We start from the raw sequence: 19,489 nt of genomic DNA, 5'->3' as shown, positions 1-19,489 counted from the left end.
CGGAATGGGTCGAGTCCACTCTACGAAGCGGCCCCCGGCCGGCCCGTCGCGCCCGCGACCGGAACGCGCGCGGCAGTTGCGTCGGCGACAGCGCGCACCGCGGCCGCGCCAAGGGATGGCCGGGCGCCCGGGAAGGCGCCTCAGGCGGCCGCGTCGTCCTCGGCGGCCGCGGCCTTGCCGCCCTTGCGCTGCTGCTTGCGCGCGGCCTTCTTCGCCTCGCGCTCGGCATCGGCGCGCTGGCCCTCGGCCAGCCATTGGGCGAACTCCTCGGGCGTCTCGAGCGTGATGCGCCCGAGGTTGCCGGCGCGGAACTCGTGCATCACGATCTCGGCCGCCTTCTGCAGGTTCACGCGCCCCTTGCCGAGCAGCGCGCCGCGCTTGCGGCCGATGGTGTCGAGCAGCGCCTCGTCGCGCATCTCGGCGAGCTCCGCGGGTTCATGTTCGTGCTCGACCAGCTTGAAGCGCGCGACCAGCCCCGCCGCGTAGTGCTGCTTGAGGTAGCCGAGCAGCTCGAGCGCCACCTCCTCCTCGTCGAAGGCGTTGCGCCCGACCGCGCCGCTGGCCGCGAGGTTGTAGCCGCTCTTGGGCACCACGATGCGCGGCCACAGCATGCCGGGCGTGTCCCAGAGGTAGAAGTCGTCGGCCAGCGTGATGCGCTGCTCGAGCTTGGTGATGCCGGCCTCGTCGCCGGTCTTGGCCTTGCGACCGCCGGTCAGGGTGTTGATCAGCGTCGACTTGCCCACGTTCGGAATGCCGCAGATCAGCACCCGCATCGGCTTGGCGAGCCCGCCGCGGTTGGGCGAGAGCGCGTGGCAGGCGCGCACGATCTGCTGCGCGGGCGTCGACAGGCTGGCGTCGAGCGGGATCGCGCGCGTGGCCGGCAGGCCGTTGTAGTGCGCGAGCCAGCGCTCGGTGCGCTCGGGGTCGGCCAGGTCCTGCTTGTTGAGCACCTTGAGTGCCGGCCGGTTGGCGGTCAGCCGCGCGAGCATCGGGTTGGCGCTCGAGCCGGGCAGCCGCGCGTCGAGCAGCTCGATCACCACGTCGATGTCCTTCACGCGCTCGGTGATCGCCTTCTGCGTGAGATGCATGTGACCGGGGAACCACTGGATCGCCATCGGTGCGTGTTCTTTCTTGTGTCTGTGGCTGCGGGAGGGGGCCGGGAGACGGTGCGTGCACCGGTCCGGGGTGCGCATTGTGAACCGCGAACCTGAATCGATCGATACGCCCCCGCCGCGCGGGGATACCGGGGTCTTTGCCGCGCGCGGCATGGCCGCACGCTTGCAAAGTCTTGCGCCGCTCGCGCGTGCCAGCCCCTATGATTTGTCGCAGAGCGCGCCTTCCGGCGTCGGTCGAATCCAGACTTTTTTTCAAGGAGTTGCCGCGATGAAACCCGTCTCCGAACTGCTCAAACGTCACGACTCCGCGGCCTGGCGGACCTCGCCGGGCACCACGGTGTTCGATGCGCTGGCCACGCTGGCGCATTTCGAGGTCGGTGCCCTGATGGTGATGGAGGGCGACCGGCTGGTCGGCTTCCTCTCCGAGCGCGACTACACGCGCAAGGTCGCGCTGCAGGGCAAGAACTCCAAGGAGGTCAAGGTCTCGGAGATCATGACGCCCGACGTGATGACCGTGAACCCGCAGACCCCCACCCACACCTGCATGGCGCTGATGAGCCAGCGCAAGTTCCGCCACCTGCCGGTGGTCGACGGCGACAGGGTGGTGGGCATGATCTCGATCCAGGACCTGATGGACGACATCATTGCCGACCACGAGCAGACCATCGAGCAGCTCACCCACTACATCCAGAGTTGAGCGAAGGGGCGCCGCCGCGCCCTAATTCCCGCGTCAGGCAGACGCAACACGGCGACGCTAGACTGCGCGCGCCCGCCCTCGCGGCCGGGCGCCGTTTCCTGGTTCCTCTCCCCAGATCATCGAACAACAAGGGCCTGCAATGAGCCTGCAGTCGGCCGAGCTGCTTTTCCGGCAGGGCCAGTATTCCGCTGCGCAGAAAGTGCTGCTGCAGCTGCTGAAGAAAGGCCAGCACATGGCCGCCGCGAACCGGCTGCTGGGCTTCATCGCGGGCCAGGCGCAGGATTTCTCGCAGGCCATCGAGCGGCTGCGCGTCTCGCTGCGCTACGACCCGAATTCCCTCGAGAGCTGGTACTACCTCGGCGTGGCCTGTCAGAAGTCGGGCCAGCACCGCGCCGCGGCCGAGGCCTTCGGCGCGCTGCTGCAGCGCCAGCCGAACCTGTTCGAGGCCGAGCACGACCTGGGCCTCGCGCTGCTCGCGCTCGGCAAGGCCGGCGAGGCGCTGGCCCATTTCGACCGCGCGGTGCAATTGCGCCCGGGCGCCTTCGAGGCCCACATGAACCGCGGCGCGGCCTGCGGCAAGCTGCGCCTGCATGCACAGGAACTTCAGTGCTACGAAAGCGCGCTGGCGCTGCAGCCGGCGCATCCCACGCTGATCGAGAACTACGGCACCGCGCTGTGCCAGGCGCGGCGCTTCGCGGACGCGGCACGCCTGTACGACCGGACCCTGCGCGAGCATCCCGGCGACACCGACTACGCCTTCGCGCGCGGCGGCCTGCTCTATGCGCGCGCGGCCATCGCCGACTGGCAGGACTTCGACGCCCAGATGGCGCTGCTGCGCGAGGACATCCGCGCGCAGCGCGAATGCATCGAGCCCTTCGCGCTGCTGATCCTGCCTTCCACGCCGCAGGAGCAGCTGCAGGTGGCGCGGCTGCATGCGCAGCGCCACTACCCGATGGCGCCCGAACCGCTGCACGCGCCGGTGCGCGCCGAGGGCGATCGCCTGCGCGTCGGCTACATCTCGGCCGACTTCGGGCGCCACGCCACTTCCTTCCTGGTGGCCGAGGTGTTCGAGCGCCACGACCGCGAGCGCTTCGAGGTCACGGCGATCTCGCTGCGCCAGAGCGACGGCAGCGCGATGCGCGAGCGGCTCGAGCGGGCCTTCGACCGCTTCGTCGACGCGCACGAGCTGTCGGACAGCGAGACCGCGCAGGCCATCGCCGACCTCGGCATCGACATCCTGGTGGACCTCGGCGGCTACACCATCGATGCGCGGCCCTCGGTGCTGGCGCTGCGGCCGGCGCCGCTGCAGCTCAGCTACCTGTGCTTCCCGGGCACGCTGGGCGCGCCCTTCATCGACTACCTGGTGGCCGACCCCTTCCTGATTCCCGAGGCCGCGCGCGCGGACTACAGCGAGAAGATCCTCTACCTGCCCGACGCCTACCAGCCCAACGATTCGCGCCGCGAGACGGCGACCGGGCCGCTGTCGCGTGCCGATGCCGGCCTGCCGGAAGGGGCTTTCGTCTTCTGCAACTTCAACAACGGCCAGAAGCTCACGGCCGCGTTCTTCGACATCTGGCTGCGGCTGCTCGCGCGCGTCGAGGGCAGCGTGCTGTGGCTCAAGGGCGGCACCGAGGCCTACGAACGGAACCTGCGCGAGCGCGCCAGCGCCCACGGCATCGCGCCCGAGCGGCTGGTGTTCGCGCCCTGGGCCGAGCAGTCGGCCCACCTGCAGCGCCTGGCGCTGGCCGACCTGTGCCTGGACAACCTGCCCTACAACGCCCACACGACCGCCAGCGACGCGCTGTGGGCCGGGCTGCCGCTCGTGAGCTGCGTGGGCCAGACCTTCGCCGGCCGCGTGGCGGGCAGCCTGCTGGGTGCTGCCGGCTTCCCGCAGCTCGCGACCGACTCCCCGGCCGCCTACGAGGCGCTGGCCCTGGCGCTCGCCACCGACCCGCCGCGCCTCGCGGCGCTGCGCGCCGAGCTGGCCGCCGCGCGCGGGCACTGCGCGCTGTTCGATACCGCGACCTATACGCGCCACCTCGAAGCGGGCTTCGCCGCGGCCTGGGAGCGCCACCGCGCGCAGTTGCCGCCCGATCACATCGTGGTGTCGCGCCTGGGCGCGTAGGCCGGTCTCTTCATCGCCGCATCGCCAACCCTGCCCGGCCCGCCGGCAGGGCCTTGGCCTACGCTCGCCGCCATTTCAACGTTCAGAGTGGAGTCTCGTTTCGATCCTCCAACCTGACATCCAAGAAGGGAGACATTGGGCATGCAGATCCAGGTCAACACGAGCAACGGCATCGACAACAAGGAAGCGCTCGAGCGCTGGGCCGACACCGAGATCCAGCAGCAGCTGCAGCGCTTTCGCGACGACGTGACGCGGGTGGAAGTGCACCTGAGCGACGAGAACCACGAGAAGGCCGGAGAACGCGACAAGTGCTGCGTGATGGAGGCGCGGCTCGCGCACCACCAGCCGCTGGCCGTGAAGCAGCACGCTTCCAGCATGGACGAAGCCTTCCGCGGTGCGTCCGACAAGCTCAAGCGCCTGCTCGACAGCACGCTGGGCCGGCTGCACAACCACCGCGACCGCGAGTCGATCCGCCGCGACGGCGGCGCGGGGCTGGTGGCCGAATAGCCTTCTTCAGCGTCGGCGCGCGCGGCGCGAGGGCGCGGGCTCGTCCGGCTGGCGCGGCGGGAGCGCCGGCTCGGGCTCCCCGGTGGGAATGAGCGGCGGGCGCTGCCCGCTTTCGATCCAGGCGTCGTAGAAATCGATCTTGCGGTCGACCAGCGACAGCGCGCGCTTCCATTCGGCGATGGTCCGGTTCACGCGCTCGCGGTGCGCCGCGAGCAGCGCGCGCCGCTCGGCCAGGGTGGCGCGGCCGCGCAGCGCGAGTGCCGTGTACTCGCGCATCTCGGCGATCGACATGCCGGTGCGGCGCAGCCTGTCCATCAGGTCGAGCCAGCCGATGTGGGGCTCGCCGTAGAGACGCCGCCCGCCCGCGTCGCGCACCACGCCGGGCACCAGCCCCTGGCTCTCGTACCAGCGGATCGCGTGCACGCTGCGGCCGGTGCGCTGCGCCAGCTCGCCGATCAGGAACGGCGTGCCCTGCGCGACGCCGCGCCGGGCCTCAGGCGCCGGCATCGGCCGGGGCCGGGACCGGGACCGGGACCGCCGGCGCTTCCAGCGCCGAGGCCACCAGGCCGGTGTCGAAATATTCGATCAGTTCCTTCACCAGGCCTCCCTCGAGTCGGTAGACGTAGCAATAGCGGTTGTTGTAGCGGCGCCCGGCATGGGTCAGCACGTCGCCGCTGAATTGCACCACCACCCGGTCCTCGTCGGCCAGGACGTGCTCGGTGCGGCTGGTGTAGGGGGTGGCGAACTGGGCGAACAGCGGGTTCAGCAGCTCCTCGCGGATCGCCTTCCTGCCGCGGTAGGTGCGCGACCAGGCGGTGCTGCCCTCGAGCTTCCAGGTCGCGTCGTCGGCGAAGCCCTCGAGGAAGGGCCGGCTGTTGCCCTGGTCGAGCTGGGCGTGGATGTGCTGGATGAACGCCTTGTTGCTGGCGGTGGTGGTGGTCGTGGTCATGGCGATGTCCTCTGGAGGGTCGATGGAAAGCACCGGAAGGCCCGGTGAATTCCATTGGAAGTGCTCGTGTGCACTCGAGGTCAAGCGCCCTGAACGCCCGGCCGGAATTCAGCCGCGCGCCGCCTTCGCCTTCGCGACTTCGTTCGCGCCCTGCGCGGTGCCGCTCTGGGGCACCTGCTCGCCCTCGCGCGCGCGCACCTCGTCGAGCCGGGCGGCCAACTGCTCGGGCGTGTCGCCGCCGATGCCGATCCACGCGCCCTGCGTGAGCGTGATGTGCGCGGCCTCGAAGGTGCCCGCACCCGCGCACAGGATGGCGCGCGTGGGCGCGTTCTCGGCCGCCAGCACCAGCATCGCGGGCACCACGGCCTCGGGCTGGAAGGCCTCGAGCATGTCGGGCGGGAACAGGTCCTCGGTCATGCGCGTGGCCGCGGTGGGCGCCAGGCAGTTGACGCGGATGTCGTTCTTCGCACCCTCGATGCTCAGGGTCTGCATCAGCCCCACCAGCGCCAGCTTGGCGGCGCCGTAGTTGCTCTGGCCGAAGTTGCCGTACAGGCCGCTCGAGGAGGTGGTCATCACGATGCGGCCGTACTTCTGCGCGTTCATCAGGGCCCAGACGGCCTTGGTGCAATTCACGGCGCCCATCAGGTGCACGTCGACCACCAGTTTGAAGTCGGCCAGTTCCATCTTGGCGAAGCTCTTGTCGCGCAGGATGCCGGCGTTGTTCACGAGGATGTCGACCCGGCCCCAGGCATCGACCGCCTGCTGCACCATGGCCTGCACGGCCTCGAAGTCGGTGACCGAGGCGCCGTTGGCGATCGCCTCGCCGCCCGCGGCCTTGATCTCGTCGACCACCGCCTGCGCCGCGCTCACCGAGCCGCCCGAGCCGTCGCGCGCGCCGCCGAGGTCGTTGACCACCACCTTGGCGCCGCGCGCCGCGAGGGCCAGCGCATGCTGGCGGCCCAGGCCGCCGCCGGCGCCGGTCACGATGGCCACGCGGCCCTGGAAGTCGATGCTGCTGCTGTCGTTGCTCATGTCGTCTGGGTCTCTCGGAGGATGGATGGAAGACGCGTCCGAACCGCACGCGCCGCGGCGCGTTTTACCTCAGAAAGCCCCGGAGGCCCGCGACCGGGCCGCCTTGCCAGTCACCCGTGCGACGAGGTTTCGTGCAGGGTTTCGCAGTAGGCGACGAGCTGGTCGAGCTCGGCCGACTTGTCGAAGAAGGCGTCGGCGCCCAGCAGGCGCGAGCGGTCGCGCATCTCGGCGGTGGCGTAGTTGCTGAGTACCACCACCTTCTGGTGCGGCGCGCGCTGGCGGCAGGCATCGAGCACGCCCAGGCCGTTGCCGCGTTCGAGGAACAGGTCGACGATGGTCAGGTCCCAGTCGTCGCGGTGGCGCTTGAGCCATGCCACCGCCTCGTCCTCGCTGCCGGCCACGGCCAGCACCTCGGTCTCGGTCACGTCCTCGAGGAAACCCACGAGGTTCTCGCGGATCACGGGGCTGTCTTCGACGAGGTAGGCCTTGAGACTCATGATCGCCCGCCCCGCGCGGCGCCTCCCTGCGGATCGGCCAGGGAGCGAAGCGGTGCGGGAAGGAACGGCGGGCTGACGACGGCTTGCATGAGGCCATCCTCTCAGCCATGCGGCGGTGCAGCGTGAGCCAGCGGCACCGACCGCCTGTAGGCCACGGGCCAAGACGGCTGTCGTCAGCCGGAGGCCCGGCGGCCGGGCTTCAGGCCGCGACGGCCACCCGCTGGCCCCGGCCCACGCCCAGGCGCGCGGGCGAGACGTACTGCTCGCGGTAGATCTCGAACGGCAGGGTGTCGGCCATCTCGATGCGCTTCTGCTCCTGGATCGAGTCCTCGGTCATGCGCGCGAACTCGGCACGCTGCGCCTCGGAGAAGGGCAGCGCCATGAGCGCGGCGCGGGTCTGCTCGGAGCGCGCGCGAACGAAGCCGACGAAGGAGTTGGCATGCTCGCGCTCGATCGCCGCGAGCACCCGCGCCGAGGGCAGGCTGTCGGGGTTGCCGAGCGCCTCGCGCGCCGCGCGCACCGCCTCGGCATGGGCCGTGCCGCCGTGCGCGGCATCGAGCCGCTCGGCGATCGGCGCGCACTGCTCGATCAGCTCCAGGCCCCAGTCGACCAGCGTCACCGGCTGGCCGCCGCGGCGCAGCGCCAGGCCCGGCTCGCGGCCGCGCGCGGCCGTCAGGTGCTGGTTGTGCGCGAGGTCGGCGATCTCCTGCGGCGTGTCGTCGGGACTGTCGCTCAGCAGGCAGTGCAGCAGGAACACGTCGAGGAAGCGCATCGTCTGGGCGTTGATGCCCACGGTCTCGAAGGGATCGAGGTCCATGAGCCGGACCTCGACGTACTCCACGCCGCGCTCGCGCAGCGCATGCAGCGGGCGCTCGCCGGGGTTGATCACGCGCTTGGGGCGGATCGTGCCGTAGAACTCGTTCTCGATCTGCAGCAGGCTGGTGCCGAGCTGGTTGTAGTCGCCGCCGAGGTTGCGGATGCCGATGGCCTCGTAGGCCGGCCACGGGCGCGTGAGCGCGTCCTGCAGCGAGGCGCCGTAGCCCTCGAGGCTGTTGTAGCTCACGGCCAGCGAGGCCTGCGCGTCGCTCTGGTAGCCCAGGCGGCCCATGCGCAGCGAGGTGCCGTGCGGCATGAACATGCTGCCGTCGCCCAGCGGCTGCAGCTCGTGCGGGCGGCCCGCGACGAAGCTCGAGCACAGCGCCGGCGAGGCGCCGAACAGATACAGCAGCAGGAAGGCGTGGCGGCGGAAGTTGCGGATCAGCGCGAAGTACTCCTCGCTCGAGACCTCGGGCAGCGACCAGTTGTAGTGAATGCCCGAAATGGTCTGCATGCGGCGGCCGTAGCGGTGGCTCAGGCCCATGCGGTAGACGCTCTTGGCGCGGCCCACGTTCGAGGAGCCGTAGCGGCCGATCGGAATGGTCTCGTCGGTCGGCAGGCCGCAGGGCATGCTCGAGACCCACATGCGCTCGTCGCCGAGCTGGTCGAGCACGCGGTAGGTGAACTGGTGGACGCGGGTCAGCTCGTCGAGCGCGGCCTCGGCATCGCCGTGCACGCCCGTGATCAACTCGAGCTGCGACTCGCTGAAGTCGGTCGTGATGTGCGGATGGGTCAGCGCCGAGCCGAGCGCGAGCGGATGGGGCGTCAGCGCGAGCTTGCCGTCGGGCAGCGCGCGCAGGCTTTCCTTCTCGATGCCGCGCCGCATGCCCTTCAACCGCCCGGCCGAGAGCGAACCCAGCCTCTCCTGCAATCTGTTGCTCATATTGTTATGACCCATCAATCTTCTGAGGGGCTGGAAGGTAGCACGGCGGCGCGGGCGCTGCTCGTGCAGGGAAACCCGCTGCCGGCTATGCTGCGGCTCGCTATTTTTTCCATAGCATCACCTTTCGATTCGGTGGGGCGATCAGCTCTTTTCGGGGGGCCGTGAAGCAGCGCCCGAACGGCCCGCGAGGCCGGCCAGGTCGATCTCCTCGGACTGGTAGACATGGATCTGCGGCGGCCCGTCGGCCATCGCGGCCAGCGCCTTGCCGAAGGCGCGCGAGGCCTCGACGCGGAAATGCACCTGCAGCGCCGCCATGTCGCTCCAGCGCTCGACGAAGGTGAGGCGCAGCGGCTGCATCGCATCGGTCGAGACCTCGTGCGAGAGGCAGCCGGGCTCGGCGCGCGAGCGCTGCACGTGCTCGACGCTGATCGCGAGCATGGCCTGCAGGGTGTCGGGCTTGGCGGTGGCATGGCCGATGACGAGGATCATGGGGTGTCTCCTTTTTCGTGTCGCGGGCGCCTCGGCCCGCCGGTTCAGGGGGCGAGCACGCGCAGCAGGAAGGCGTTGAGGTCGCCGATCTCCTCGAGGCAGACCGAGTGCGCCATCGCGTACTCGCGCCATTCGACGGCGTAGCCCAGCGCCGCGAGCGCGTCGCGCGACTGCTGGGCGCGCGCGATCGGCACCACCGGGTCCTGCCGGCCATGGGCCAGGAACACCGGCGTGTCGTGGTTGGACGCATGGCGCTCGGCCGCGGTGGTGGCCGCGATCGGCAGGTAGCCCGAGAGGCCGACGATGCCCGCGAGCCGCTCGCCATGGCGCAGCCCGGTCATCAGCGCCATCGCGCAGCCCTGCGAGAAGCCGGCCACCACGATGCGCCCGGCCGCGATGCCGCGCGCCTTCTCGTTGGCGATCAGCGCCTCGATCGTGGCCTGCGAGCGGCGCAGGCCGGTCTCGTCCTCGCGCGCCACCAGGTCGGCCACCGCGATGTCGTACCAGGCCGGCATCTGGTAGCCGCCGTTGATGGTGACCGGGATCACGGGCGCGTTCGGGAACACGAAGCGCACCGGCCCCACGCTCGAGAGGTCGAGCTCGTTGGCGATGGGCACGAAGTCGTTGCCGTCGGCGCCCAGGCCATGCATCACGATCACCGTGGCGGAGGGATGGGGGGCGGTTTCGATCTCGATGGGGGGACGGGACATGGTCGGTGAAAGTCGTGAAAAAGTACGCCAAACAGGCGCGGATGGCCGGACCTTAGCGCATTCGGGCCGGCGGGGGCATTGATCCGGCACAGGGATTCGCCCCATCCCGCGCACCCGGACGGCCGCTTGGCCGACTTGCGCGGCGCGGCCTCGCCCCCAAGATGGTCCGCAAGAACCCCAGCGAAGGACCCCGCGTGAGCCATTCCCCACCCCTGGTCGATACCAAGCTGGCAGGCCTCGTGCTGGTCTGCGGCGAGTGCGAGGCGCGCAAGGACGGTCCCGCGAAGCTGCAGGCCAGGCCGGTGCGCAAGGAACTGAAGCACGAACTGCGCGATGTGCCGCTGCGGCTGCGCGTGGTGCAGTCCAGCTGCCTGGGCCTGTGCCCGAAGAAGGCGATGGCCCTGGCGGCCGTGGCGCAGGGCCATGCGCCGCTGGTGGCGGAAGTCTGCCGCGACGAGGATGTCGCGGCCTTCGCCCGGGCGCTGGCCAAGTCGGTGCGTTGACCGGCTTCTATTCCGCCTTGATGCCGTTCGCCTTCACGATCTGCGCATAGCGCTCGTACTCGGCCGCCACCTGGCCCTGGAACTGGCGCTGCGCGAAGCCGGTGGCCTCGATGCCCTGGGCCGCGAGGTCGGCGCGCGCGGCCGGCGTGCGCACGATGCGGCCGGCCTCCTGCGCGATCGCGTCGACCACCGGCTGCGGCGTGCCCGCGGGCGCGAACAGCCCGAACCAGGTACCGGCGCGGTAGCCAGGGTAGCTCTCGGCCAGGGTCGGCACCTCGGGCAGCAGCGGATGGCGCTTCTCGCCGCCCGTGCCCAGCGCCACCAGCCGGCCGCTGCGGATGTGCGGCAGCGCCGGGCCCACGGCGATCAGCATCACGTCGACCTGGCCCGCGATCACGTCCTGCATGCCCAGCGGACCGCCGCGGTAGGGGATGTGGGTCACGTAGATGCCGGCCTTCTGCTTGAACAGCTCCATGCCCAGCTGCTGCGGGCTGCCGTTACCGGCCGAGGCGTAGTTGATGCGGCCCGGCTGCGCCTTGGCGGCGCGCACGAAGTCGGCCACGCTGCGATAGCCGGTCTTGGGATTGGCCACCAGCACGAAGTCGATCTGGCCCAGCGACACCACCGGCAGCAGGTCGCGCCGCGCGTCGTAGGGCAGGCTGGCCTGCAGGTTCGGCAGGATGGTGATCGGGCCGTCGGCACCGACCAGCAGCGAATAGCCGTCGGCCTGCGCCTTGGCGAGCCCGTCGGCCGCGAGGATGCCGGCCGCGCCGGCCTTGTTGTCGACCACCACCGGCTGCTTCCACTGCGCCGACAGCCGCGACGAGAGGTAGCGCGCGAGCACGTCGGGCGAACTGCCGGGCGTATTGGCCACGGTGATGTGAACGGCCTTGGCCGGATAGGAAACGTCGGCGCTTTGCGCCTGCGCGCCCAGGGCGATCGACGCGCCGGCCCAGAACAGAAGGGCCGGCTTGAACAGGGAGGGGACGCGCATGGAGAACTTTCGGGTACGGACTGGAGAACGCGCGCGATTCTGTCGCGCCCTCGTCCGGACGCGAACGACCCATTCGTCAGATGCTTAGGTCGATCCGGACATAAGCGCCCCGCTCAAGCCGCGCGCAGCGCGTCCAGCTGGCCGTAGAACGCGTCGACCTGCCGCTGCGCGCCCTCGCGCATCGCCGCGTTGCGCAAGGCGCAGCCCGCGGCGTCCTCCACCGCCCCGGCCTCGCCCACCCGGCGCGAGGCGTCCTGCACGAAGCGGCACATCGGATAGCGGCGCTCGCCGAAGGCGCCCAAGGTGGCGTCCGAGATGCCGTGCTCGGCCAGCATCCGGGCCAGCACCACCGCGTCCTCCACCGCCATCGCCCCACCCTGCCCCATGAACGGCGTCGAGGCATGGGCCGCGTCGCCGATCAGCAGGAGGCGCCCCGCATGCCAGGGCAGCGGCGCCTGCACCTCCTCGACCGCCGTGTAGAGCAGCTCCGAGTCCGCGCCGAGCTGGTCGAGGAAGGGCCGCGCCGGTCCGCCGAACTCGGCGAAGCGCTCGCGCATGCGCGCGGGCCATTCCTCCTTCGGATACCAGCGGCCGGCCGGCTCGGCGACGGTGCCGAAGAGGTAGAGCCGGTCGTCGGCGATCGGCATGATGCCCAGCCGCTTGCCGATTCCCATCATCATGATCTTGGCCACCAGCGCGCGCGGCCGCTCGTGCACGCTGCGCCAGACGCCGAAGCCGGTGTAGCGCGGCGCGAGCGGCCCCGCCACGTGTTCGCGCAGCTGCGAACGGATGCCGTCGGCGCCGACGACCAGGTCGAAGGCCTGCGCCGTGCCGTCGGACAGCAGCACCCGCGCGCGCTCGCCCTCGGTGTCGACCCGCTCCACCGTGGTCGCGAGCCGGATCTCCACGCCCAGCGCCGACAGCCGGTCTGCCAACACGCGATGCATCTCCGAGCGCTTGATGCCCACGATCGGCGCCGCGCCGCCCTGCGAGCGCGGATAGAACACGTCGACGATCGGCGCGCCGAGGTGGTCGAGGTAGACGTTGCGCCCGTCCTCGATCGCGAAACCGGCCTCGAGGATGCGCGGCAGCACGCCCACCGCGCGCAGCGCCTCGAGACCGTTACCGTAGATGAAGATGCCCGAGCTCTGGAAACGCCATTCGGCCTGCTTCTCGACCAGCGTGACGCCGAAGCCCCGGCTCGCCAGCGCGATCGCCGCCGAACAGCCCGCGATGCCGGCGCCCACGACGAGGATGCGTTCGGGCCGCGTCATGCGCGCACCGCCGCGAGCGCGGCGCTCACCCGTTCGATGTTCGAGGCATTGAGCCCCGCGACGCACAGCCGCCCCGAGCCCACGAGGTAGACGCCGAAGCGTTCGCGCAGCGCATCGATCCGTGCGGGCGCGAGCCCCGTGTAGCTGAACATGCCGTGCTGCGCCACCAGGTAGTCGGAGCCCGGCCCTAGCGCCCGATGCAACGCGCGATGCAGCGCCGTGCGCATCGCCCGCATGCGCAGCCGCATCGCCTCGAGCTCGGCGCGCCATTGCGATTCGAGCGCGCGGTCCGTCAGGATCGCCTGCACCAGTGCCGCGCCCTGCCCCGGCGGGCACGAATAGCTGCGCCGGATGCCGAGCTTGAGCCGGCCCAGCAGCCGCGCCGCGTCGGCGCCCGGCGCATGCACGGCGAGCGCGCCCACGCGTTCGCCATAGAGCGAGAAGATCTTCGAGAACGAGCTCGCCACCAGGCAGGCGATGCCGCGCCGCACGCATTCGCGCACCGCCCAGGCATCCTCGTCCACGCCCTGCGCGAAGCCCTGGTAGGCCATGTCGAAGAAGGGCAGCAGGCCGCGCCGGGCGATGGTGTCGAACAGCGCGCGCCATTCGTCGTGCGAGGGATCCACGCCGGTCGGGTTGTGGCAACAGGGGTGCAGCAGCACGATGTCGCCGGCCGGCAGCTTGCCGAGCGTGGCGATGGCGCCATCGAGGTCGAAGCCGCCGGTCCTGCCGTCGTAATAGGGATAGTGATCGACGCGCAGCCCCGCACCCTCGAAGATCGCCGCATGGTTGGCCCAGGTCGGGTCGGGCATCCACACCGTGGCCTCGGGAGACAGGTCCTTCAGCAGGTCCGCGCCGGTCTTGAGTGCGCCCGTTCCGGCCACGGTCTGCACCACCACGATCGGCGCCGTTTCGAGCTCGCCGAACACCAGCCGCCGCACCGCGTCGCGGTAGGGCTGCGCCCCCTCGGTCGGCGCATAGACGCTGGGCGCGTCGGCCTCGGCCAGCAGCGCGCGCGCCGCGCGCACCGAAGCCAGCACCGGCACGCGGCCCTGCTCGTCGCAATAGATGCCGATGCCGAGATTGACCTTGTGCGGCCGCGGGTCGGCCTTGTACGCCTCGAACAGGCCGAGGATGGGATCGTCGGCATAGGCCGGCAGTTGCTCGAACACGCGTGCTCCAGAAAGAAAAACGAAAGAAAAGGCTCAGAGCCGCGTGCGCACCGACCACAGCTCGGGAAAGAAGCGGTGGTCCACCACGCTGCGCAGCCAGCCCACGCCGGCCGAACCGCCGGTGCCGGGCTTGAAGCCCAGGATGCGTTCGACCGAGACGAAATGGCGCCAGCGGTACTGCGAGAACACGTCGGCGATGTCCATCAGCGCCTCGCCGAGCCGGTAGAGATCGTTCTCGGGCGCCGGATCGCCGTAGACCTGCAGCCACGCTGCCTCCACGCCCGCGTTGGGTGCGTAGCTCGCCGACCAGTCGCGCTCGAGCGCCTCGGCCGGCACGGGCACGCCGCGCCGGTGCAGCAGCGCGAGCACGTCGTCGTAGAGGCTCGGCGCATTCAGCGCGCGCTCCATCTGAGGCCAGACCTCGGGGTTGTTGGCATGCGCGCGCGCCAGCGGAATCGACTTGTTGCCGAGGATGAATTCCACGTGCCGGTACATGTAGGACTGCTGGCCCGAGGCGATGCCCAGCGTGTTGCGGAACTGGTTGAACTCGTGCGGCGTGATGGTCGAGAGCACGTCCCAGGTCTTGGCCAGGAACTCGAGCAGCGCGCGCACCCGCGGCGCGAGCTGCAGCGCGCCGACCACGTCGTCGGCGCGCACGCGCAGCTGCATGTTCGAGAGTTCGTAGTGGATCGCCTTGAAGCTCAGTTCCTTGCAATGAGTGATGCACATGAAGACCATCTCGTCGTGGCCTTCGCTGCGCATGTGCTGCAGGCTCAGCAGCAGGTCGTTGCGCTGGTGCTCGAGGTAGGGGTTGCTGCGGCCCTCGAACCGCAGCAGCGGCTCGCCGTCGGTGTCCCGCACCGTGGCCGCGCGCTGGTGGTTGTCGCCGGCCGCGATCGGCTTGACCAGCGAAAGCTCGAGCGCGGGATCGCGCACCGCGGGAATCACGCGCTGCCGCCGGGCGCGCGAGGGGGAAGCCGTCATGTCGTCGTCTCTCTGGCCTGCATGCTGCGCGGGCCGTGATGGGGATGCGGCGATTCTTCGGCCCCGGGGCCGGCGGCTCAACCTCCGGCGCGCCGGATTTGGTCACCGTTCGTCCGTGACCGGACGATGACGGCGTTCAGGCGGCGCCGTGGCGCCGGGCGTAGGCGCTGGGCGTGAGCCCGGTCCAGCGCTGGAAGGCGCGCGAGAACGCCTTCTCCGACGCGTAGCCCACCGACTCGGCCACCTGGTACAGGCTCAGCTGCCGGTTCTTGAGCTTCTCGGCCGCCAGCGTCATGCGGTAGGAGCCCAGGTAGTGCATCGGCGTGACGCCCACCAGCGCGCGGAAACGCTCGCTGAAGATGGTGCGCGACAGATAGCTGGCCTGCGCCAGCGTCGCCACCGACCACGGATGCGCGGGCCGCTCGTGCATCAGCGCCATGGCGCGCGCGATGCTCTCGTCGTCGAGTCCACGCAAGGTGCCCAGGCGCTCGGCCGGCGCCGTGGCCGGCTGCGCGTAGAGGTGCTCGCAGAGGATGTGGACCAGCAGCAGGTCGGCCATGCGCGCGGCTGAGAGCTGCCAGCCCGGGCGCTGCGCCACGGTCTCGTTGACCAGCGTCTCCATCGCCAGCGCCAGCGAGGCGGTGGTGGGAATCTGCGCCTGGCGCAGCACGATCAGCGGCGGCAGGCTCGCGATGATCGAACCCAGCCCCTGGGCAGGAAGCCACAGGTGCAGCGAGAACAGTTCGGTGACCGGACCGCCGCCGCCGTGCGAGAACACGATAGGGTGGTCGCCGTGGCGGCCGGTGGAATGCGCGGCGATCAGCTCGCGGAACGGCCGCGCCTCGAGCCCCGGCGCCGACGACACCGTGTGCGCGCCGCCCTGCGGCAGCATCGCGATGTCGTGCGGCGCCACCTGCACCGGTTCGGCATCGCCCACCGAAATCCAGTAGGGCGCGCCGGTGCACAGGCGGATCAGCGGGCCGTCCACGCCGGTCGAGTGCAGCGCCCACGGCGCCGAGAGCGAGAAGCGCGCCGTGACGGCGCGCTCGGACTTGTAGCCCGCGAGCAGGTGGCTCAGTGCGTCGCCGTCGCGTCCCGTGTCCATGCTGTCGTGTCGTGGCGTCCGTGGTCTGTCCGATTCGCGCGGATTATCTGGCATGGAAGCCGGGCGATTCACCGCGGCGCGCCCACGACGACGCGGGATGCAACACAATGGCGGCTCGCATGAAGACAACGACCTCGCAACCGAAGCCCCGAATGGCCCACGCAACCTTCGACAGCGAAAGCCAGCTGCGCGACCGCGGACTGCGCGTCACGCGCGCCGCCCAGACCGTGCTCGAGCTGCTCGAGCACACCTCCCAACCGCTCACGCACGACGAAGTCGCCGCGGCCTACACCACCGCCACCGGGGAGGAACCCGACCGGGTCACGATCTACCGCGTGCTCGACCGGCTGGTCGAGGTCGGCCTGTGCGACCGCCGCGTCGGCGCCGACCGCGTGAACCGCTTCGCGCGCCACGTCGAGGCCGCCTCGGGCAACACCTTCGAGTGCGACCAGTGCCACAAGGTGCTGGCCCTGCCCTCCGACCCCGAACTGCCGAAGGTCATGGGCCGGCTCGGCCGCGCGCTGCGCAAGCAGGGCATCGACACCCGCCGCACCGCGCTCACCCTGCACGGCACCTGCGGCGACTGCGTGCCCGCCGAAGCCGCACCCGCGGCCCGGCCCGCCGCCCGCCCTACGCGTTCCAGGACGGGAAAGGGTCCGGCAGGTTCTGCCACCACGAGGCGCCGTAGCGCATCTCTTCCTCGGTGAGCAGGCAGGCATCGAGCCGCGCGCGCAGCGCGGCCTCGTCCATGCCGATGCCGATCAGCACCAGTTCCTGGCGCGCATCGCCCGTGGCCGGGTCCCAGTTGGCCTGGATCAGCGCCAGCCCCTCGGGATCGCCGGGCCAGTGCTCGCGCGGCACCGCCGCCCACCAGAAACCCGCCGCGCCGTAGCGGCAGGCGCCGCCGGCCTGCGACCAGCTGCCCGCGCGCGTGGGCCGGCTCGCGAGCCAGAAGAAGCCCTTGGAGCGCACCACGCCCTCCCATTCCTGCTGCACCAGGTCCCAGAAGCGCTGCGGATTGAACGGCAGCCGCGCGCGGTAGACGAAGCTGCGGATGCCGTAGGCCTCGCTCTCGGGCAGGTGCTCGCCGCGCAGCTCGGCCAGCCAGCCCGGCGCCTGCTCGGCCTGCGCGAAATCGAACAGGCCGGTGTCGAGCACCCGGTCGAGCGCAATGCGGCCGAACTGCGACAGCTCGATGCGCGCGCGCGGATTGAGGCTCTTGAGGATCGCCATCAGCCGCTCGCGCTCGGCCGCGCTCACCAGGTCGGTCTTGTTGAGCACCAGCACGTCGCAGAACTCGATCTGCTCGATCAGCAGGTCGACCACGGTGCGCGCGTCCTCGTCGCCCAGCGACTGGCCGCGCTGCCGCAGGCTGTCGGCCGAGCCGTAGTCGCGCAGGAAATTGAAGGCATCGACCACCGTGACCATGGTGTCGAGCCGCGCCACGTCGGCCAGGCTCTTGCCGTCCTCGCCCGCGAAGGTGAAGGTCTCGGCCACCGGCAGCGGCTCGGAGATGCCGGTCGACTCGATCACCAGCTGGTCGAAGCGGCCCTCCTTCGCGAGCCGCCCGACCTCGATCAGCAGGTCCTCGCGCAAGGTGCAGCAGATGCAGCCATTGCTCATCTCGACCAGCCGCTCGTCGGTGCGCGACAGCTCGGCCCCGCCCTCGCGCACCAGCGCGGCGTCGATGTTGACCTCGCTCATGTCGTTGACGATCACCGCCACGCGCCGGCCCTCGCGGTTGTGCAGGATGTGGTTGAGCAGCGTGGTCTTGCCGGCGCCGAGGAAGCCGGACAGCACGGTGACGGGAAGGCGTTGGGGCATGGCGTGGGTCTCGTTGATATGCAACTACATTGCATTATATGAATGACGCAACACGGTTGCATGTAAAGCGGAAAAGCGCCCGTCGCCGCCGCCTCCGGCCGCGCCGATAGACTCGGGGCCCGCCTCCGCCTTCCCGCCGCCGATGACCCCGCCCGTGCTCTACAGCTTCCGCCGCTGCCCCTATGCGATGCGCGCCCGCCTCGCGCTGGCGGCGAGCGGCCAGCGCTGCGAGCTGCGCGAGGTCGAGCTCAAGCGCAAGCCGCCCGAGATGCTGGCCGCCTCGCCCAAGGGCACGGTGCCGGTGCTCGTGCTGGCCGACGGCACGGTGATCGACCAGAGCCTGGACATCATGCGATGGGCGCTCGCGGCCCACGATCCGCTGCGCTGGCTGCAGCCCGGCGACATCGAGGCGCTGGTCGCCGCCTGCGACAACCATTTCAAGCCGCAGCTCGACCGCTACAAGTACCCGGGCCGCTTCGCCGACGCGGTGCAGGCCGAGGCGCGCGAACAGGGCGCGCGCTTCCTGCGCGAGCTCGAGGCGCGGCTGGCCGCCTCGGCCTTCCTGCTCGGCGCCCACGCCACCCTGGTCGATGCCGCGCTGATGCCCTTCGTGCGCCAGTACGCGATGGTCGAGCCGGCCTGGTTCGAGGCCCAGCCCTGGCCGCGGCTGCGCGCCTGGCTCGCGGACTGGATCGCCTCGCCGCTGTTCGACAGCGTCATGCGCAAGAACCCGCCCTGGCGCAGCGGCGAGGCCGGCATCGCCTTCCCATGAGCACGCGCCTGCATTTCGACCTCACGACGGTCCAGCTCTTCATCGCCACCGCCGAGCTCGGCGGCGTCACGCGCGGCGCCGAGCGCATGCACATGGCGCCGGCCGCGGCCTCGCGCCGCATCCTCGAGCTCGAATCGCAGTTCGGCGTGGCGCTGTTCGAGCGCCGCCCGCACGGCATGGTGCTGACCGATGCCGGGCGCGCGATGCTCGCGCATGCGCGCAACATCACCCACACCGTGCTGCGCATGCAGGACGACGCGGCCTCCTATCTCGGCGGCGAACAGGGCGTGGTGCGCGTGGCGGCGCCGAAGTCGGCCGTGATCCAGTTCATGCCGCGCGACATCGAGCGCTGCGCCGCCGCCTGCCCCAGCGTGCGCATCGACCTGCAGGAGATGAACAGCCAGGTGGTGCAGCAGGCGCTGCGCCGCGGCACGGTCGACATCGGCATCTACGAGGCCAGCCTCGGCGCCATCGACCTGCCGATGCTGCCCTACCGCGGCGATGAGCTGGTGGCCGTCACCGCGCGCGGCCATGCGCTGGCCGGCCGGCGCCAGGTGGTGCTCGAGGACATCCTGGCCTGCGACCTGATCGTGCTCAACGAGGGCTCGGCGATCTCGCTCATGCTGGCACGGCTGGCCGACGAGACCGGCCAGCTGCTGCGCATGCGCATGCGCGTGGGCGGCTTCGACAGCATCGCGGCGCTGGTGGCGCAGGACCTGGGCATCGGCGTCATGCCGGCGGCGATCGCGCGCCATGTGGCGGCGGGCAGCCGCTTCGCGCGATTGCCGATCCGCGGCGACTGGGCGCGGCGCCAGTTCGTGCTGTGCCATCGCGCCGGGGATTCGCTGTCGCGTGCCGCGGCCAGCGTGGCGCGCGTGCTCGCGGATACGCAAAACGCGAATCCAGCCTCGCCCAAATAGCGATGGCGCCCGGTGCGGGCCTTGCGCACCATCCGTCGAATCGACAGAACGACGGAGACAT

21 protein-coding genes are annotated in these 19,489 nt (G+C 70.8%); 7 read left to right on the top strand and 14 right to left on the bottom strand.

What is annotated here, in order from left to right:
* Window positions 1–140: 140 nt before the first annotated feature.
* Entirely contained in the window at window positions 141–1,115 is a 975-nt protein-coding gene (gene ylqF / locus ACEN9J_RS30345) for a ribosome biogenesis GTPase YlqF (protein WP_413762858.1), read from the bottom strand.
* A 268-nt stretch (window positions 1,116–1,383) separates the two neighbouring features.
* Between ylqF and ACEN9J_RS30340 the strand changes: the two genes are divergently transcribed.
* The 3 genes from ACEN9J_RS30340 to ACEN9J_RS30330 all read left to right on the top strand — a co-directional run bounded on the left by ACEN9J_RS30340 (window position 1,384) and on the right by ACEN9J_RS30330 (window position 4,444).
* A complete protein-coding gene (locus ACEN9J_RS30340; RefSeq protein ID WP_413762857.1) occupies window positions 1,384–1,812 on the top strand; it encodes a CBS domain-containing protein in 429 nt (142 codons plus the stop codon).
* Window positions 1,813–1,951: 139 nt separating this feature from the next.
* On the top strand, window positions 1,952–3,937 hold the full coding sequence (locus ACEN9J_RS30335) for a tetratricopeptide repeat protein (protein ID WP_413762856.1): 1,986 nt from the start codon (window positions 1,952–1,954) through the stop codon (window positions 3,935–3,937).
* Between the two features lie 141 nt (window positions 3,938–4,078).
* Complete coding sequence (locus ACEN9J_RS30330; protein WP_057595657.1) at window positions 4,079–4,444, top strand: HPF/RaiA family ribosome-associated protein; 366 nt, start codon at window positions 4,079–4,081, stop codon at window positions 4,442–4,444.
* Between the two features lie 6 nt (window positions 4,445–4,450).
* On the opposite strand, the gene ACEN9J_RS30325 is transcribed toward ACEN9J_RS30330, so the two are convergent.
* From ACEN9J_RS30325 to ACEN9J_RS30295, 7 genes are all read right to left on the bottom strand, one after another.
* Window positions 4,451–4,951, bottom strand: coding sequence for a MerR family transcriptional regulator (locus ACEN9J_RS30325; protein WP_057595656.1), 501 nt, complete (start codon window positions 4,949–4,951; stop codon window positions 4,451–4,453).
* Window positions 4,938–5,393 (bottom strand): nuclear transport factor 2 family protein, encoded by a 456-nt coding sequence (locus ACEN9J_RS30320; protein ID WP_413762855.1) that lies wholly within the window; start codon window positions 5,391–5,393, stop codon window positions 4,938–4,940. Before ACEN9J_RS30320 ends, ACEN9J_RS30325 begins: the two co-directional genes overlap by 14 nt.
* A gap of 108 nt (window positions 5,394–5,501) precedes the next feature.
* Window positions 5,502–6,425 carry an SDR family NAD(P)-dependent oxidoreductase gene (locus ACEN9J_RS30315; protein WP_203202048.1) on the bottom strand — a complete coding sequence of 308 codons (924 nt, stop codon included), beginning with the start codon at window positions 6,423–6,425 and terminating at the stop codon, window positions 5,502–5,504.
* Between the two features lie 110 nt (window positions 6,426–6,535).
* Window positions 6,536–6,922: a response regulator transcription factor gene (locus ACEN9J_RS30310; protein ID WP_261217431.1), complete on the bottom strand. Its 387-nt coding sequence runs from the start codon at window positions 6,920–6,922 to the stop codon at window positions 6,536–6,538.
* A 199-nt stretch (window positions 6,923–7,121) separates the two neighbouring features.
* The gene (gene gshA, locus ACEN9J_RS30305; protein ID WP_413762854.1) at window positions 7,122–8,681 is read right to left on the bottom strand and encodes a glutamate--cysteine ligase; all 1,560 of its coding nucleotides are present in this window, start codon (window positions 8,679–8,681) and stop codon (window positions 7,122–7,124) included.
* 141 nt (window positions 8,682–8,822) lie between these two features.
* Window positions 8,823–9,170: a putative quinol monooxygenase gene (locus ACEN9J_RS30300; RefSeq protein ID WP_261217435.1), complete on the bottom strand. Its 348-nt coding sequence runs from the start codon at window positions 9,168–9,170 to the stop codon at window positions 8,823–8,825.
* A 44-nt stretch (window positions 9,171–9,214) separates the two neighbouring features.
* The gene (locus ACEN9J_RS30295; protein ID WP_413762853.1) at window positions 9,215–9,880 is read right to left on the bottom strand and encodes an alpha/beta hydrolase; all 666 of its coding nucleotides are present in this window, start codon (window positions 9,878–9,880) and stop codon (window positions 9,215–9,217) included.
* Between the two features lie 194 nt (window positions 9,881–10,074).
* Between ACEN9J_RS30295 and ACEN9J_RS30290 the strand changes: the two genes are divergently transcribed.
* Entirely contained in the window at window positions 10,075–10,383 is a 309-nt protein-coding gene (locus ACEN9J_RS30290; protein ID WP_261217440.1) for a hypothetical protein, read from the top strand.
* Window positions 10,384–10,390: 7 nt separating this feature from the next.
* Here the strand turns inward: ACEN9J_RS30290 and ACEN9J_RS30285 are convergent, their stop codons facing one another.
* From ACEN9J_RS30285 to ACEN9J_RS30265, 5 genes are all read right to left on the bottom strand, one after another.
* Window positions 10,391–11,377 (bottom strand): Bug family tripartite tricarboxylate transporter substrate binding protein, encoded by a 987-nt coding sequence (locus ACEN9J_RS30285; protein ID WP_413762852.1) that lies wholly within the window; start codon window positions 11,375–11,377, stop codon window positions 10,391–10,393.
* A 113-nt stretch (window positions 11,378–11,490) separates the two neighbouring features.
* Entirely contained in the window at window positions 11,491–12,651 is a 1,161-nt protein-coding gene (locus tag ACEN9J_RS30280) for an FAD-dependent oxidoreductase (RefSeq protein WP_413762851.1), read from the bottom strand.
* Window positions 12,648–13,823: an aromatic amino acid transaminase gene (locus ACEN9J_RS30275; protein ID WP_413762850.1), complete on the bottom strand. Its 1,176-nt coding sequence runs from the start codon at window positions 13,821–13,823 to the stop codon at window positions 12,648–12,650. The genes ACEN9J_RS30280 and ACEN9J_RS30275 overlap by 4 nt, the downstream gene beginning before the upstream one ends.
* Before the next feature lie 33 nt (window positions 13,824–13,856).
* The gene (locus ACEN9J_RS30270; protein WP_413762849.1) at window positions 13,857–14,807 is read right to left on the bottom strand and encodes a tryptophan 2,3-dioxygenase; all 951 of its coding nucleotides are present in this window, start codon (window positions 14,805–14,807) and stop codon (window positions 13,857–13,859) included.
* Window positions 14,808–14,943: 136 nt separating this feature from the next.
* On the bottom strand, window positions 14,944–15,912 hold the full coding sequence (locus ACEN9J_RS30265) for a cupin domain-containing protein (protein ID WP_413762848.1): 969 nt from the start codon (window positions 15,910–15,912) through the stop codon (window positions 14,944–14,946).
* Window positions 15,913–16,064: 152 nt separating this feature from the next.
* Here ACEN9J_RS30265 and ACEN9J_RS30260 point away from each other — a divergent pair, with 152 nt between their 5' ends.
* Entirely contained in the window at window positions 16,065–16,619 is a 555-nt protein-coding gene (locus tag ACEN9J_RS30260) for a Fur family transcriptional regulator (RefSeq protein WP_256222257.1), read from the top strand.
* Here ACEN9J_RS30260 and zigA read toward each other — a convergent pair.
* Complete coding sequence (gene zigA / locus ACEN9J_RS30255; RefSeq protein ID WP_413762847.1) at window positions 16,543–17,736, bottom strand: zinc metallochaperone GTPase ZigA; 1,194 nt, start codon at window positions 17,734–17,736, stop codon at window positions 16,543–16,545. The two genes, ACEN9J_RS30260 and zigA, sit on opposite strands and share 77 nt — an antisense overlap.
* Window positions 17,737–17,878: 142 nt before the next feature.
* On the opposite strand from zigA, the gene ACEN9J_RS30250 reads away from it, so the two are divergent.
* The gene (locus tag ACEN9J_RS30250; RefSeq protein WP_413762846.1) at window positions 17,879–18,508 is read left to right on the top strand and encodes a glutathione S-transferase; all 630 of its coding nucleotides are present in this window, start codon (window positions 17,879–17,881) and stop codon (window positions 18,506–18,508) included.
* Window positions 18,505–19,428, top strand: coding sequence for a LysR family transcriptional regulator (locus tag ACEN9J_RS30245; protein WP_413762845.1), 924 nt, complete (start codon window positions 18,505–18,507; stop codon window positions 19,426–19,428). Before ACEN9J_RS30250 ends, ACEN9J_RS30245 begins: the two co-directional genes overlap by 4 nt.
* The last annotated feature ends 61 nt before the right edge of the window (window positions 19,429–19,489 follow it).

Source organism: Variovorax sp. Varisp41 (genome assembly GCF_047325085.1).
Lineage (GTDB): Bacteria > Pseudomonadota > Gammaproteobacteria > Burkholderiales > Burkholderiaceae_C > Variovorax.
This window is presented reverse-complemented; position numbering and strand designations above follow the sequence as displayed.